The organism is Nocardioides sp. zg-1308 (genome assembly GCF_013155375.1).
Classification (GTDB): domain Bacteria; phylum Actinomycetota; class Actinomycetes; order Propionibacteriales; family Nocardioidaceae; genus Nocardioides; species Nocardioides renjunii.
This window is the reverse complement of record NZ_JABJQY010000002.1, coordinates 354,560-366,839: the sequence shown is the minus strand read 5'-3', so window position 1 is coordinate 366,839 and position 12,280 is coordinate 354,560. Positions and strand designations below refer to the sequence as shown.

Sequence of the window (12,280 nt, the reverse complement as noted above, 5' to 3'; positions counted from 1 at the left end):
GCCGGCCCCGTGCGATGACGCCGCCTGTCGAGCCGGAGGACGAGGGCTACCGCCCACGCCTCATCCGCTCCTACACCATCACCGCTGGTCGGACGGCCACCAAGGTCGATCTGGCCATGGAGGCGACACTTCGTCTCCAGGCTGGTGCTGAGGCGCCCGTCCTCACCCCCTCTGCCGCGCAGGTTCTCGAGGTCTGCGACCGGCGATCCGTGGCCGAGGTGTCGGCTCTGACCAAGATGCCGATCGGCGTCACCCGGGTGCTGCTGGGTGACCTGATCGAGCAGGGCCTGGTCCGCATCCAGGCCACCATCACCGAGAAGACGTCGACAGATGAGCGACTCGAGCTCATCGAAAGGACCCTCCGTGGACTTCGAAACTACTAAGGCACAGCGAGCGGCTGCGTCGACGAAGATCGTCATTGCTGGCGGCTTCGGCGTCGGCAAGTCGACGCTCGTCGGCGCCGTCTCGGAGATCGATCCGCTGCGCACCGAGGCACTCGTCACCAACGAGTCCGAGGGCGTCGACGATCTCGCTGCCGTGCCCACCAAGGCGACCACCACGGTCGCGATGGACTTCGGCCGACTGACCCTGGCCGAGGACCTGGTCCTGTACCTCTTCGGTACGCCGGGCCAGCGACGGTTCTGGTTCATGTGGGACGACCTGTGCCGCGGCGCCATCGGCGCCATCGTGCTGGTCGACGTGGCGCGGCTCGACGAGTCGTTCTCGCCCCTGGACTACTTCGAGTCCAAGGGCATCCCCTTCATCGTGGCCGTCAACGAGTTCGACGGCGTGCCGCGCTACCCCGCCGAGGAGATCGCCGCCGCGCTGGCCCTGCCCGCCGACGTGCCGATCATCAGCCTCGACGCTCGCGACCGCGAGCAGGCCAAGGGTGCGCTCGTGAAGATCACCGAATACTCCCTCATGCGACTTCGTGAGTCGCTCACCGCGAATGCGAACTAGACCCATGGCCCAGCCGATCCGACGCTCCCGTCCCGCCCGCACCGCGGCAGCCGCCCTCTCCTCCGTGGCCCTCCTGGCCACGCTGGGCGCCTGCGGTGGTGCCGCCAGCGGCGAGTCCGCCGACGCGCTCACCGACGTCCAGCTCGCCTTCAACGGCGCGCTGACGGTGTGCACCGACAGCCCGTACGCCCCGTTCGTCTACGAGGAGAAGGGCAAGCTGGTCGGCTTCGACGTCGACCTCGGCAAGGAGATCGCCAAGGCGCTGAAGGTCGACGTCGACGTCCTCGACGTCGCCTTCGACGACATCACCTCGGGCGACTCGCTCAACAACGACGTGTGCGACGTGGCCATCTCGGCCATGACGATCACCGGCGAGCGGGCGCGCGTGCTCGACTTCTCCAGCCCTTACTTCGACGCCAGGCAGGCGCTCGTCGTGCCGCGTGGCTCGGGCCTGGACGAGATCTCCGAGCTCGGCGGTCAGCGGGTCGGCGTCCAGAAGGACACCACCGGCGAGACCTACGTGAGCGACTACGCCCCCGAGTCCACCAAGGTGACGGCCTACGACGACGCGGCGGCACTGCAGGCTGCGCTGGGCGCCGGTGAGCTCGACGCGGCGCTGCTCGACAACACCGTGTCCGGCGCGTTCGTCGCCGAGAACCCCAACCTGAAGCTGTCGCGGGAGTTCGAGACCGGTGAGCAGTACGGCATGGCGGTGAAGAAGGACGGCAACATCCCGCTCCTCCGCACGATCAACGGCACCCTCGCGGACCTCCGCGAGGACGGCACCTACGACGAGATCTACGACCAGTACTTCGGCTGATCGCGAGCCGCGACGCCGGCCGGGCTGCTGCCCGGTCGGCGTCGTCGGCATTTCGGGCGCGTACGACGTCAGGGCGCGATCGTCAGGAACAGGAACGACGCCAGCAGGACGAGGTGCACGCCGCCCTGGAGCGGCTTGGCCCGGCCGGGCACCACGGTGAGGATGGCGACCGCGGCGGTGAGCAGCAGCAGGACGCTCTGCAGCTGGTTGAGGCCGAGCGCCAGCGGACCGTCGAGCCAGATGCTGGCGACCGCGATGGCCGGGATCGTCAGCCCGATGGACGCCATCGCCGAGCCGAGCGCGAGGTTGAGGCTCACCTGGACACGGTTGCGGGCCGCAGCCCGCACCGCGGCGATCGTCTCGGGAGCGAGCACGAGCAGCGCGATCACGACACCGACGACCGCCTGCGGGAAGCCGAGCGCCGCGACCCCGGACTCGATGGCGGGGGACTCGATCTTCGCCAACCCGACGACCGCGACCAGCGACACGACCAGCAGGCCGAGGCTGACGAACGAGGCACGGTTGCTCGGCGGGTCGGCGTGGCCGTCGTCGTCGAGGTCGAGCCGCTCGTGCTCGAAGGAGTCCCCGCCGCCCGCCGAGGTCACCACGGGCGAGTGCTGGCCCTGGGTCACCGGCAGGAAGAAGTCGCGGTGCCGGATGGTCTGGGTGAACACGAACATCCCGTAGAGCGCCAGGGACGCGACCGCCGCGAACGCGAGCTGCGCACCGGTGAACTCCGGTCCCGGCTCCGACGTCGTGACGGACGGCACCACGAGGCACAGCACGGCCAGGGCGATCACCGTGCCGAGGGCGGCGCCCGTGCCCTCGGGGTTGAAGACGGCGAGGTGGTGCTTGAGCGCCCCCACGAGCAGCGAGATGCCGACGATGCCGTTGAGGGTGATCATCACCGCCGCGAAGACGGTGTCACGCGCCAGGCCGGATGCGTCCTTGTCGGCGGTCACCATCAGGGTGACGATCAGGCCGACCTCGATGATCGTGACCGCCACCGCGAGGACGAGCGAGCCGTAGGGCTCACCCACGCGGTGCGCCACCACCTCGGCGTGGTGGACCGCCGCGAGCACGGCAGCGACCAGCAGCACCGCCAGGGCGCCCAGCACGAGGCCCTTCGGGTGTGCGAGCCAGGCCGGCACCAGCGCCACGACGGCCAACACGGGGGCGAGGGTCGTCCAGGATGGCCGCTGCATGCCTTCACCCTAGGGGCGACGCCCCAGCAGGCACTCAGGTCTCAGGAGTGCTGAGCTTCTCCAGCCGCGCGCGCAGCAGCGGGACGCGGTGGCTGTTGCCCGCGAGGGTGACGTACTGCTCGCCGAAGATCGCCAGCAGGGCGTCGTCGAGGCGGCGTACGGCGCCGGCGGGGTAGCGGTAACCCATCCGCCGGATGACCGCGTCGGCGTCCACGGACGTCAGGAGGTCGGCGAGGTCGTCGACGGTGTCGATGCCGAGCTCGGTGAGCAGCCCGGCGATCCAGTCGTAGTGGTCGGTGTGCGACCAGCCCGCGTCGCTGTAGTGGCCGGCGAGGAAGGTGGCGAGGTCCTGGCCGACGATGTGGTCGGCCTCGGGCTCGGTCGTGCTGCCGGGCGCCGCCGCCTGGATGCGCTCGCGGATCGTGGCGAACTCGCGGTCGGCGAGCTCGATGAGCCCCGCGGCCAGCGTGAAGCGGCGGTCGAGGTCGGCGGCGGCGTCCTCCGGCACGTTGCCCTTGTAGCGGATGTCGTGCTCGAACTCCGCCCACGCGTGCTGCAGCACGGTCCGCACCTGGACGCTCGCGCGCTCGCCGGCCAGGGCGAGGTCGTCCGCCTCGTCGCCAGCGTCGTCCCCCGCGTCCTCCGCGTCGTGGTCGCCGTCGACCCGGACGAGCAGGTGGCGGCTGGCGTAGCCGAAGCGACCGGACCGCGCCGTCTCCTCACCCAGGTCGCGGTCGTCGAGGATGGTGAGCTGGTCGGCCAGCAGCTCGGCCACCGCGGCCACGTCGTTGTGGACGTAGGTGATGACGCGCACGCCGATCTGGTCGGTGATCTGCTCGAGCGGCTCGGGGTAGAGCGGCACCCCCGCCTCGGTGCGGTTGGCCTTGGCCGAGAACGACGCGACGCTCTTGGTCCGGCCGGTGACGCTCAGGTAGTCGATCCCCGCGTCGTCGAGCAGGGTGCGGATCAGGGTCACGTAGCCGGCCGTGGCCGCCGTCAGCTGCGGCTGGCGGGCGGCGTACGCGCGCACGGCCTCGCGCACCGGCTCGGTCTGGATACCGCTGGTCATGGCGCCAGCCTGCCAGTGGGACGGCTACGCCGTCGACGTCGCCACCGGCCGGAGCCGCGTCGCGCCTGGCGGGGGAGCGGTCCGGGGTTGGTTATCGTCCAAGCACCATGACCACCCTGACGTCGCCCTCGTCCCACCGCTCGAGCGGCCGGACCGCCGCCCTGCTCGCCGGCCTGGCCCTGGCCGCCGGGCTCACCGCCTGCGGGTCCGAGGGGGACGACACGGCCACCGACCCGGCCGGGTTGTCGAGCTCCCCGACGCCCTCGGAGACAGCCACGGAGACTCCCGCACAGACGGAGTCCCCGACCGACGAGCCGACCGAGAGCACCCCGACCGACGCGGGCGGCGGGGCCGCGGCCACGATCCCCGCCACCGGCTCGGCGGGGGTGACCGAGGCCTCGCTCGTGAGCGCCACGGAGGGCGGGGGCGCCACGTCGACGATGGCGTTCGCGCTGGACGGCGACCAAGCGGTGGCGGACTTCGTCACCGGGCTCGGGGCGGGGCTCCCCGACACCGTGGCCGCCACGGTGCGCGACCTCGCGCAGCAGACGCCGGACGCGACGCCCTACGGCGCGGTCGTCGCGGTCGGGTGCGAGGCGCCCACGGGCGTGACGATCGAGGCGGGCGAGGCCGGCTTCGAGGTCGTCCCGCAGCTGCCCAAGGCGACCGTCCAGTGCCTGGCGCCGGTGACGTACGTCGTGGTGTTCGCGGCGCCCGACGCCTGACGCGGGTCAGCCCGGCGGCGGCGGGACCGTCGGGGTGACGGTCGGGGTCGGCGTCGGCGTCGGGGTCGGCGTCGGGGTCGGCAGGATCGGCACGACGGGCGGCAGGGGCGCGTTGTAGAACACGCCGAAGCCGTTGGGCACCCGGCGCTCGCTGCCGTCGGACGGCTCGTTGACGACCGCCATCGCCCCGGTGCCGTTGCGGGTGTACATCGCGGAGGAGCCGCCGCCGTCGAGGTTGATGGCGTTCTCGGCGCCGAGGGCGGTCATGAAGTCGGCGAGCTCGACCATCGTGTAGCCGCGGCTCGCGGCGGAGCGACCGTCGACGACCAGGACGTGCAGGCGACGTCCGTCGGCGTCGATGCCGACCGCGGTGCGCGGGTGGGCGATCGTGTTGTTGATGACGGTGCGCACGCCGTTGACCAGCAGCGGCCGGTCACCGCTGATGGCGGCGGTCGGGCGGCCGCCCTCGATGCGCTGCGCGAGCGTCACGCGCTGGCGGGGCTTGAGCGTCTTGAGCTGCTTGGCGCCCCGGCCGACGCCGATCAGCACGCGGTCCTTCTTGCGGATCTTCTGGCCGAGGGAGAGCGTGGAGCGGTTCGACACCACGCGGTTCTTGCGCAGCACGACCTCGCGGACGTACTTCTTGCCGTCGGTGACGGTGTAGCCCTTGGTGCGGTTGAAGGCGTGGGTGAACACGCCGATCTGGCCCTGCGGCACCCGCGGGTGGTTGAAGCCGCTGACGACCCAGTCGCGCGCCTGGCGGATGGAGTACTGCACGCTCAGCGGGCTCACGTGGGGGCCCGACGCGTCGAACCACAGGCTGGAGTTGACCCCGGGGATCCACCCCTCGCGCGAGCCGGTGAGGACGCCGCCGTCCTCGACCGTAACGCCGAGCGGCGCGTCGGTCTGGCCGATGTCGAAGAAGTCGCCGTTGACCGCCGTCAGCGCGGAGCTCCACCGGCCCAGCTGGCTCACGGTGCGGCGGCTGGTGACGAAGCTGGGGGTGAGCGCGCCGAAGCTGATGTTGGCGGCGTCGAGGTTGACGGTGACGAGGTTCATCCGCACCTGGCCGATCGGCTGGCGACCGTCGATCTGGTCCCACTCGCGCAGCGTCACGCCGGGCGCGATCTCGTACGTCGCCTCGTTGGCGATCACCGGCGTGCGGCCACGCCGGCTGACCTCCGGGCCGACGACCAGGCCCGGCCTGCCGTCCGAGGTCTGGTTGCGGCCGCGGTAGCCGCTGGCCGCGCCGGACAGGCCGTCGCGGCCGGAGGCGGAGCCGCTGCGGCCGTCGTCGGCGACCGACGGGGTGCCGAGGCCCACGCCGAGACCGGCGACGAGGACGCCGGCGGTGGCGATCGTCAGGACACGGGTGCGGGCGGGGGCGGAGGGCACGGGGCGGCGCGCGAAGAGTGACACGCGATCCAGAGTAAAGGACGACGTGGGACTGGTGGGAAAATTGGGACGAGCGGTCCGCGGCGGGCGGTCGGGCGGCGTACGCCGGTCGCGGCCGGGTCACCGCTGGCAGCGGTCCCGAACGCCTAGGCTGCGCCTCGTGCCCGTCGAGCCCGTGCCTCCCGTGCCGGCGCTCCCGTGGAACACCTTCCACGCCGGGGACAACCTCGACGTGCTGCCGCGGCTCGAGCCCGGGTCCGTCGACGTCGTCTACACCGATCCGCCCTACAACACCGGCAACGACTTCGCCTACGCCGACCGCTTCCGCGACGGCTCGCACGCCGACCCGTACGCCGGCCGGCACGCCGCGTGGACCGCCATGATGCGCCCGCGCCTCCTCGCCGTCCGCGAGGTCCTCGCCCAGCACGGGGCCGTGTTCGTCAGCATCGACGACAATGAGGTGGCCCACCTCCGGCTGCTGATGGACGAGGTGTTCGGGGAGGCCAACTTCCTGGCGCAGGTCGTGGTCAGCCTCAACCCGAAGGGCCGCCAGCTCGGCCGCGGGTTCGCGACCAGCCACGAGTACGTCCTGGCGTACGCCCGGCACCTGCCGGCCTGTGCGGTGGACGCCAGCACGACCGAGTCGGTGGACGAGGCGGACTTCCCGCTCCGCACGGACGACGGCCGGCGGTTCCGCTACCTGCCGTTGCGCAACACCAACAAGAAGTTCAACCCGCTCACCGCGCCCACCCTCCACTTCGCGCTGCATGGTGACCCGGTGAGCGGCCGCGTGGCGACCGCCGAGTTCCCGGGCAGCCAGCCGCTGACCCCGGTCTTCGGCGACGGCCGGCCGGCCGTGTGGCGCTGGTCGCGACCCCGGGTCGACGAGCGGCCCGACGACCTCGAGTGCCGGGTGATCCGCGGCCGGGCCGGCGAGCGGGTCGACATCTTCCAGCGCGACTGGCTCGAGCGCGAGGGCGGCCGCCGCAAGAAGCTGCGCACCATCTGGCTCTCCGAGGAGATCGGCTCCACCGACACCGCCGTCGCCGAGCTCAAGGCCCTGGTCGGCCACGTCTTCGAGTCGCCCAAGCCGACCGGTCTCGTCCGCCGGATCCTCGCGACCCTGCCGGACGACGTCGTGGTCCTCGACCCGTTCGCGGGGAGCGGCACCACCGGGCACGCGGTGGCGCTGGCCAACCGCGCCGACGGCGGCACCCGCCGCTGCATCAGCATCAACTCCGCTGAGCCGACCCGACCGGGCTCCAACGCCCAGCTCGCCGGGCTGGCGACCGTCGCCGACATCACCGTCGCTCGGCTGGCGGCGGTCGCGGAGCAGGTGGGCGGGGGGCTGGAGATCGCCCCGGTGGTCGGGTAGCGGCGGGTGCTTCCTCCGCACCTACACCCCCGCCGCCCGCTCGAGCGCGACGAGCTCGTCGTCGAGGTACTGCAGCAGCACCTGCAGGTGCGGGACCGTGCGCCGGCAGCCGGTGAGCCCGAAGCACATCTTGCCGTCGTAGGAGGTGCAGGTGATGTTGAGCGCCATCCCGTTGATCGGGATGGACAGCGGATACATCCCGGTCAGCCGGGCACCGTTCCAGTAGTGGGTGGTGCGCGGGCCGGGGACGTTGCTGACGATGAGGTTGTAGGGCGGTCGGACGATGCCCTGCAGCCGCAGCACCGGGCCGAGGATGGCGGGCGCCTGGCCGAGCGCGCTCATCGCCAGGATCTGCGCCGGGGTCATCGCCGACAGCGCCTCCTTGCCGTCCTTCATCGACCGGTGGATCGCGGCGAGGCGGTCGGCCGGGTCGCCGAGGTGGGTGCCGAGCTGCACCATCACGGAGCCGACCGCGTTGCCGCCGTCGGTGGAGGCGAGCTGGGACTGCTTGGCGTTGAGCCCGACCGGGACCATCGACACCAACGTGGTGTCCGGCAGCGCGTCGAGCTCGGCGAGGTAGGTCCGCATCGCGCCGCTGACCATCGCCAGCACGACGTCGTTGATCGTGGTGCCGCTCGCCCGGCCGACGGCGCGCAGCCGCTCGATCGGCCAGTCCTGGGCGGCGAACCGGCGCGAGCCGGTGATGCTCTGGTTGAGGATCGTGCGCGGGGCGTAGAGCGACAGCGCGGAGGTCTCGTTGCGCACACCCCGGTTGAGCGTGCGCACCAGCGCGCCGGGCATCCCGGCGGCCTCGGTCGCGAGCGCGAGCGCCGTACGCACGGTGGCGGCCGAGACGTCCGACAGCGAGGCGCCGGCGGTGGCCGGCCGTTCGCGCGGCGGGCGCGGGCGCTGCGCCCAGGGGGCGGGCATGTCCCGCTCGTCGGGGTCGGTCGAGAGCACGCTGGCCAGCAGCCGCATCGCCGAAACGCCGTCGACGAGGGCGTGGTGGGTCTTGGTGTAGAGCGCGACCCTTCCGTCGCGCAGGCCCTCGATCACGGTGGCCTCCCACAGCGGGCGCTCCCAGGCCAGCCGCGAGCTGTGCAGGCGCGAGCACAGCTCCAGCAGCTCACGGACGCGGCCGGGCTTGGGCAGGGCGCTGTGGCGGACGTGGTGCTCGATGTCGAACTGCTCGTCGGGCTGCCAGACCAGCTGCCCGGCCGTGCGGACGGAGCGGTGCGGGTGCTTGAGGAAGAGGGGCGACACCTGCTCGACGGCGCGCATCTGCTCGTACATCTCGCGGGCGTAGCCGCGCCCGGCGCCCGCCGGCTTCTCGAAGAGCTGGAGGCCGCCGACGTGCATCGGCATGTTGCGGTTCTCGGCGAGCAGGAAGCCGGTCCCCGTCGGGTCGATCGGATCGAGCACTCGGTCCTCCTCTGCCCCTCACCCCGAGGTGGGGCGCCCGCGCATCCTCTCGCCCCGTGACGGGCGCCACAAGGGCGCGCCCCGACCGTACGTCGTTGTGCTGAAGGCGGCCGGGGGAGGCGGCTCAGTCGGTGAGCGAGTGGGCCAGCTCGTCAACCAGGGCGTCGACGACCGCGACCAGGTCGCCGCCGGACTCGTGCGCGACCGCGCGCTGGCGCTGGTAGGACGCCCCGCGGGTCGGGATGTCCGCGACGCTGCGCAGCTCGTCCTCGCAGCCCAGCCGCTTGGCGACCGGGGTCAGCCGCTCGAGCAGGTCGTCGAGGTCCTCGGTGACGAGCCGCTCGCGGTTGCGGTCGTCGACGATGACGATCGCCTCGAGGCCGTAGCGCGCGGCGCGCCACTTGTTCTCCTGGACCTGCCACGGCGGCATCGTCGGCAGCTCCTCGCCGGCGGCGAGCCGGGTGTCGAGGTCGACGACGAGGCAGTGCACGAGCGCGGTCAGGGCGGCCAGCTCGCGCAGGTCCGACATCCCGTCGCAGACGCGGTGCTCGAGGGTGCCCAGGTGCGGGGCCGGCCGCAGGTCCCACCGGACGTCGGACATCGAGTCGATGATGCCGGTGGTGGTCTGGTCGGAGATGCACTTCTCGAACTCGGCCCACGTGTCGAACGCGAACGGCAGTCCCGCCGTCGGCAGCTGCTGGAACATCAGCGCCCGGTTGGAGGCGTAGCCGGTGTCCTGGCCGGCCCAGATCGGCGAGCTCGCCGACAGGGCGAGGAGGTGGGGGTACGTCGTCAGCATCGACGCCAGGACCGGCATCACGCGGTCACGCTCGGGCATGCCGACGTGCACGTGGACTCCCCAGATGAGCATCTGGCGGCCCCACCACTGGGTGCGGTTGATGAGCTCGGCGTAGCGGTGGCCCTCGGTGAGCTGCTGGTGGGACCAGTCGGCGAACGGGTGCGAGCCGGCGCCGAGCAGGTCGACGCCGAGCTCGCCGGCGGCCGGTGCGACCACGGACAGCGTGTCGCGCAGGTCGGTCACGGCCTCCCCGACGGTGTCGCAGATGCCGGTCACCACCTCGATGGTGTTGCGCAGCAGCTCCTTGTGCAGGCGTTCGGGCTCGTCGAGCCGGCCGCCGGCCAGCTCGTGCAGGTCGGAGGCGACGCTCACGAGGTCGCGGCTGACCCGGTCGACGAGCGCGAGCTCCCACTCCACCCCGAGCGTCGGCCGCGCCGACGCGTGGAAGTCGATGCGCATGCCTCCACTCTAGGGAGCCTCGCCGCGGCGAGGCTCACCCCTCCGACGGCCCGACACCCGCCGGTGCCACCATGGCCCGGTGCGTGACGACGACGGGCCCTCCCACGAGGGGGGCAGCCAGCAGGAGGAGGCGCGCGCCGCCGCGGAGCGGGCCCGCGAGATCAACCTGACGATGGACCTGTGCCTGCGGATCGGCGAGATGCTGCTGTCCTCGGGCGCCGGTGCCGCCGACGTGACGGCCACCATGCGGTCCGTGGCCGACCACTTCGGCCTGCGCACGGCCGACATCGACGTCACCTTCATCTCGCTGTCGATGAGCCACCAGCGCTCGCCCGACGACGTACCGACGCTGATGATCCGCCACGTGACGCAGCGCGACATCGACTACGAGGACCTGACCGCGGTCGACCACCTCGTCCGCGACATCCTCACCGACCGCGCCGACCTCTACCTCGCCCGGTCCCGGATGGCGACGATCGTCTCCCTCGGCCACGCGTTCCCGCGCTGGGCGGTGACCATCGCGTGGGCCGTGATGGCGGCGGCGGTCGGCGTGTTCCTCGGCGGCGGCGCGGTGGTCGCCGTCGTCGCCGCGGTGGCCGCCGTCCTCATCGACCGGGTCCAGCTGGTGATGGCCCGTCGGCGGCTGCCGTTCTTCTACCTCCAGGTGGCAGGCGGGGCCATCGCGACCCTCCTCGCCGCCGCCGTCGCCGCCTCCCCGGTCGAGGTCGACCCCTCGGTCGTGGTGACGGCCAACATCATCCTGCTGCTCGCCGGCATCGGGCTGATGGGTGCAGTGCAGGACGCGCTCACCGGCTTCTACCTGACCGCGAGCGCGCGGCTGATCGAGGCGATGATGGCCACCGCGGGGATCATCGCGGGCGTCGCGCTCGGCATCTCCGTCGCCGAGGGACTCGGCCTCGAGCTGGGTCAGCTGGTGCCCGGCAAGGTCCGGGCCTCCGACCTCCCGGCCGTCCTCGGCGGGGCGGCCGTGTCGGCGGCCGCGTTCAGCGTCGCGTCGTACGCCCCTCGCCGGGCGGTGCTGCCCGTCGGGCTGACGACCGCGGCGGCCGCCCTCGTCTCGCAAGCGGTCACCGCGAGCGGCTTCGGGCGGGCGGCGGCGGCCGGCGCCGCCGCCTTCTTCATCGGACTCGTCGCCTACGCCGTCGCCGGCCGCGTGCGGGTGCCGCCGCTGGTGGTCGCCGTGCCGGCGATCGTGCCGTTCCTGCCGGGACTCTCGATCTACCGCGGCCTGACGTTCCTGGCCGACGGCGGCTACTTCGTCTCGCAGGGCATCTTCGCGCTGATGACCGCGATCACGGTCGCGATCGCGCTGGCCTCCGGCGTCATCCTGGGCGAGTACGTCGCCCAGCCGCTCAAGCGCGAGGCGCGTCGGCTGGAGAACCGGCTCGCCGGGCCCCGCCTGGTCGGGCCCTACCGCGCCATGACCCGCGCCGAGCGGCGGGCGCTCAGGCGATCGACAGACGAGTGAGCTCGGCCAGCCAGCGCAGGTGCGCGCCGTCGTACGGGGGCAGGCCGGCGCTGACCGCCGCGACCAGCTCGTCGCTGCTGGCCTGCGCCGCGGCGACGACGTCGGAGGGATAGCCGAGCGACACCTGGTGCTCGGCGAACTCGTCCTCGTCGTCGACGAAGATCTCGCCCGGCGCGCGGCCGGCGTAGACGGGCTGGCCGTCGACCCCGGAGGGGAGCGGGTCGGAGAGCCGGATGACGTCGAGGTCGAGGTCGACGGCCCGGAGCACGTCGCCGTCCCAGACGGGCGGGGTGGTGACGTCGACGTAGAGGTCGCACCAGATGCCCGGCGCCTGGAACGTCGCGAGGTACCAGGCGTCCGCCCGCACAAGCGTCACCGCGTCGACCGCGGCGCGGAACTCGTGGCCCGGGCGCCGGTTGTGCGTGCCCCGCGGGAAGCCGATCCACTCGCCGTGCTCGTCCGAGCCGAGGTGGACCCCGTCGAACCGCCAGTGCGGGCGGTCGCCCCACTTGGTCATCTCGCAGCGGATCGGGGTCCCGGGGGCGTGGCTGCTCACGTCCCG

12 protein-coding genes are annotated in these 12,280 nt (G+C 72.6%); 6 read left to right on the top strand and 6 right to left on the bottom strand.

All coding sequences use genetic code 11. From position 1 onward, the window contains the following. The first annotated feature begins 14 nt into the window (after nucleotides 1-14). From HN031_RS03490 to HN031_RS03480, 3 genes are read left to right on the top strand one after another with little or no spacing between them, the layout of a single operon-like run. Complete coding sequence (locus tag HN031_RS03490) at nucleotides 15-383, top strand: DUF742 domain-containing protein (RefSeq protein ID WP_172266394.1); 369 nt, start codon at nucleotides 15-17, stop codon at nucleotides 381-383. Beyond that, nucleotides 364-960, top strand: a complete 597-nt coding sequence (locus HN031_RS03485; RefSeq protein WP_322423093.1) for an ATP/GTP-binding protein — start codon at nucleotides 364-366, stop codon at nucleotides 958-960. The genes HN031_RS03490 and HN031_RS03485 overlap by 20 nt, the downstream gene beginning before the upstream one ends. A 4-nt stretch (nucleotides 961-964) precedes the next feature. Next, nucleotides 965-1,780 (top strand): ABC transporter substrate-binding protein, encoded by an 816-nt coding sequence (locus HN031_RS03480; RefSeq protein ID WP_172266388.1) that lies wholly within the window; start codon nucleotides 965-967, stop codon nucleotides 1,778-1,780. Nucleotides 1,781-1,848: 68 nt separating this feature from the next. Here the strand turns inward: HN031_RS03480 and HN031_RS03475 are convergent, their stop codons facing one another. Together HN031_RS03475 and HN031_RS03470 are read right to left on the bottom strand one after the other, a co-directional pair. After that, nucleotides 1,849-2,985, bottom strand: coding sequence for a calcium:proton antiporter (locus tag HN031_RS03475; RefSeq protein ID WP_172266385.1), 1,137 nt, complete (start codon nucleotides 2,983-2,985; stop codon nucleotides 1,849-1,851). Between the two features lie 34 nt (nucleotides 2,986-3,019). Continuing rightward, complete coding sequence (locus HN031_RS03470) at nucleotides 3,020-4,054, bottom strand: GTP pyrophosphokinase family protein (RefSeq protein WP_172266382.1); 1,035 nt, start codon at nucleotides 4,052-4,054, stop codon at nucleotides 3,020-3,022. A gap of 107 nt (nucleotides 4,055-4,161) precedes the next feature. On the opposite strand from HN031_RS03470, the gene HN031_RS03465 reads away from it, so the two are divergent. Next, nucleotides 4,162-4,779, top strand: coding sequence for a hypothetical protein (locus HN031_RS03465; protein WP_172266379.1), 618 nt, complete (start codon nucleotides 4,162-4,164; stop codon nucleotides 4,777-4,779). Nucleotides 4,780-4,785: 6 nt separating this feature from the next. Here the strand turns inward: HN031_RS03465 and HN031_RS03460 are convergent, their stop codons facing one another. Further along, nucleotides 4,786-6,198 (bottom strand): phosphodiester glycosidase family protein, encoded by a 1,413-nt coding sequence (locus tag HN031_RS03460; RefSeq protein ID WP_172266375.1) that lies wholly within the window; start codon nucleotides 6,196-6,198, stop codon nucleotides 4,786-4,788. A gap of 136 nt (nucleotides 6,199-6,334) precedes the next feature. Here HN031_RS03460 and HN031_RS03455 point away from each other — a divergent pair, with 136 nt between their 5' ends. Further along, nucleotides 6,335-7,549, top strand: a complete 1,215-nt coding sequence (locus HN031_RS03455; RefSeq protein WP_367650638.1) for a site-specific DNA-methyltransferase — start codon at nucleotides 6,335-6,337, stop codon at nucleotides 7,547-7,549. 21 nt (nucleotides 7,550-7,570) lie between these two features. Here HN031_RS03455 and HN031_RS03450 read toward each other — a convergent pair whose 3' ends face one another. Beyond that, nucleotides 7,571-8,971: a wax ester/triacylglycerol synthase family O-acyltransferase gene (locus HN031_RS03450; protein ID WP_172266372.1), complete on the bottom strand. Its 1,401-nt coding sequence runs from the start codon at nucleotides 8,969-8,971 to the stop codon at nucleotides 7,571-7,573. Nucleotides 8,972-9,095: 124 nt separating this feature from the next. Further along, nucleotides 9,096-10,229 carry a glutamate--cysteine ligase gene (locus tag HN031_RS03445; protein ID WP_172266369.1) on the bottom strand — a complete coding sequence of 378 codons (1,134 nt, stop codon included), beginning with the start codon at nucleotides 10,227-10,229 and terminating at the stop codon, nucleotides 9,096-9,098. A 79-nt stretch (nucleotides 10,230-10,308) separates the two neighbouring features. Here HN031_RS03445 and HN031_RS03440 point away from each other — a divergent pair, with 79 nt between their 5' ends. Then, complete coding sequence (locus HN031_RS03440) at nucleotides 10,309-11,718, top strand: threonine/serine exporter family protein (protein ID WP_322920111.1); 1,410 nt, start codon at nucleotides 10,309-10,311, stop codon at nucleotides 11,716-11,718. Here the strand turns inward: HN031_RS03440 and HN031_RS03435 are convergent. Next, a complete protein-coding gene (locus HN031_RS03435; RefSeq protein WP_172266366.1) occupies nucleotides 11,696-12,274 on the bottom strand; it encodes a DUF402 domain-containing protein in 579 nt (192 codons plus the stop codon). The two genes, HN031_RS03440 and HN031_RS03435, sit on opposite strands and share 23 nt — an antisense overlap. Nucleotides 12,275-12,280 lie beyond the last annotated feature (6 nt).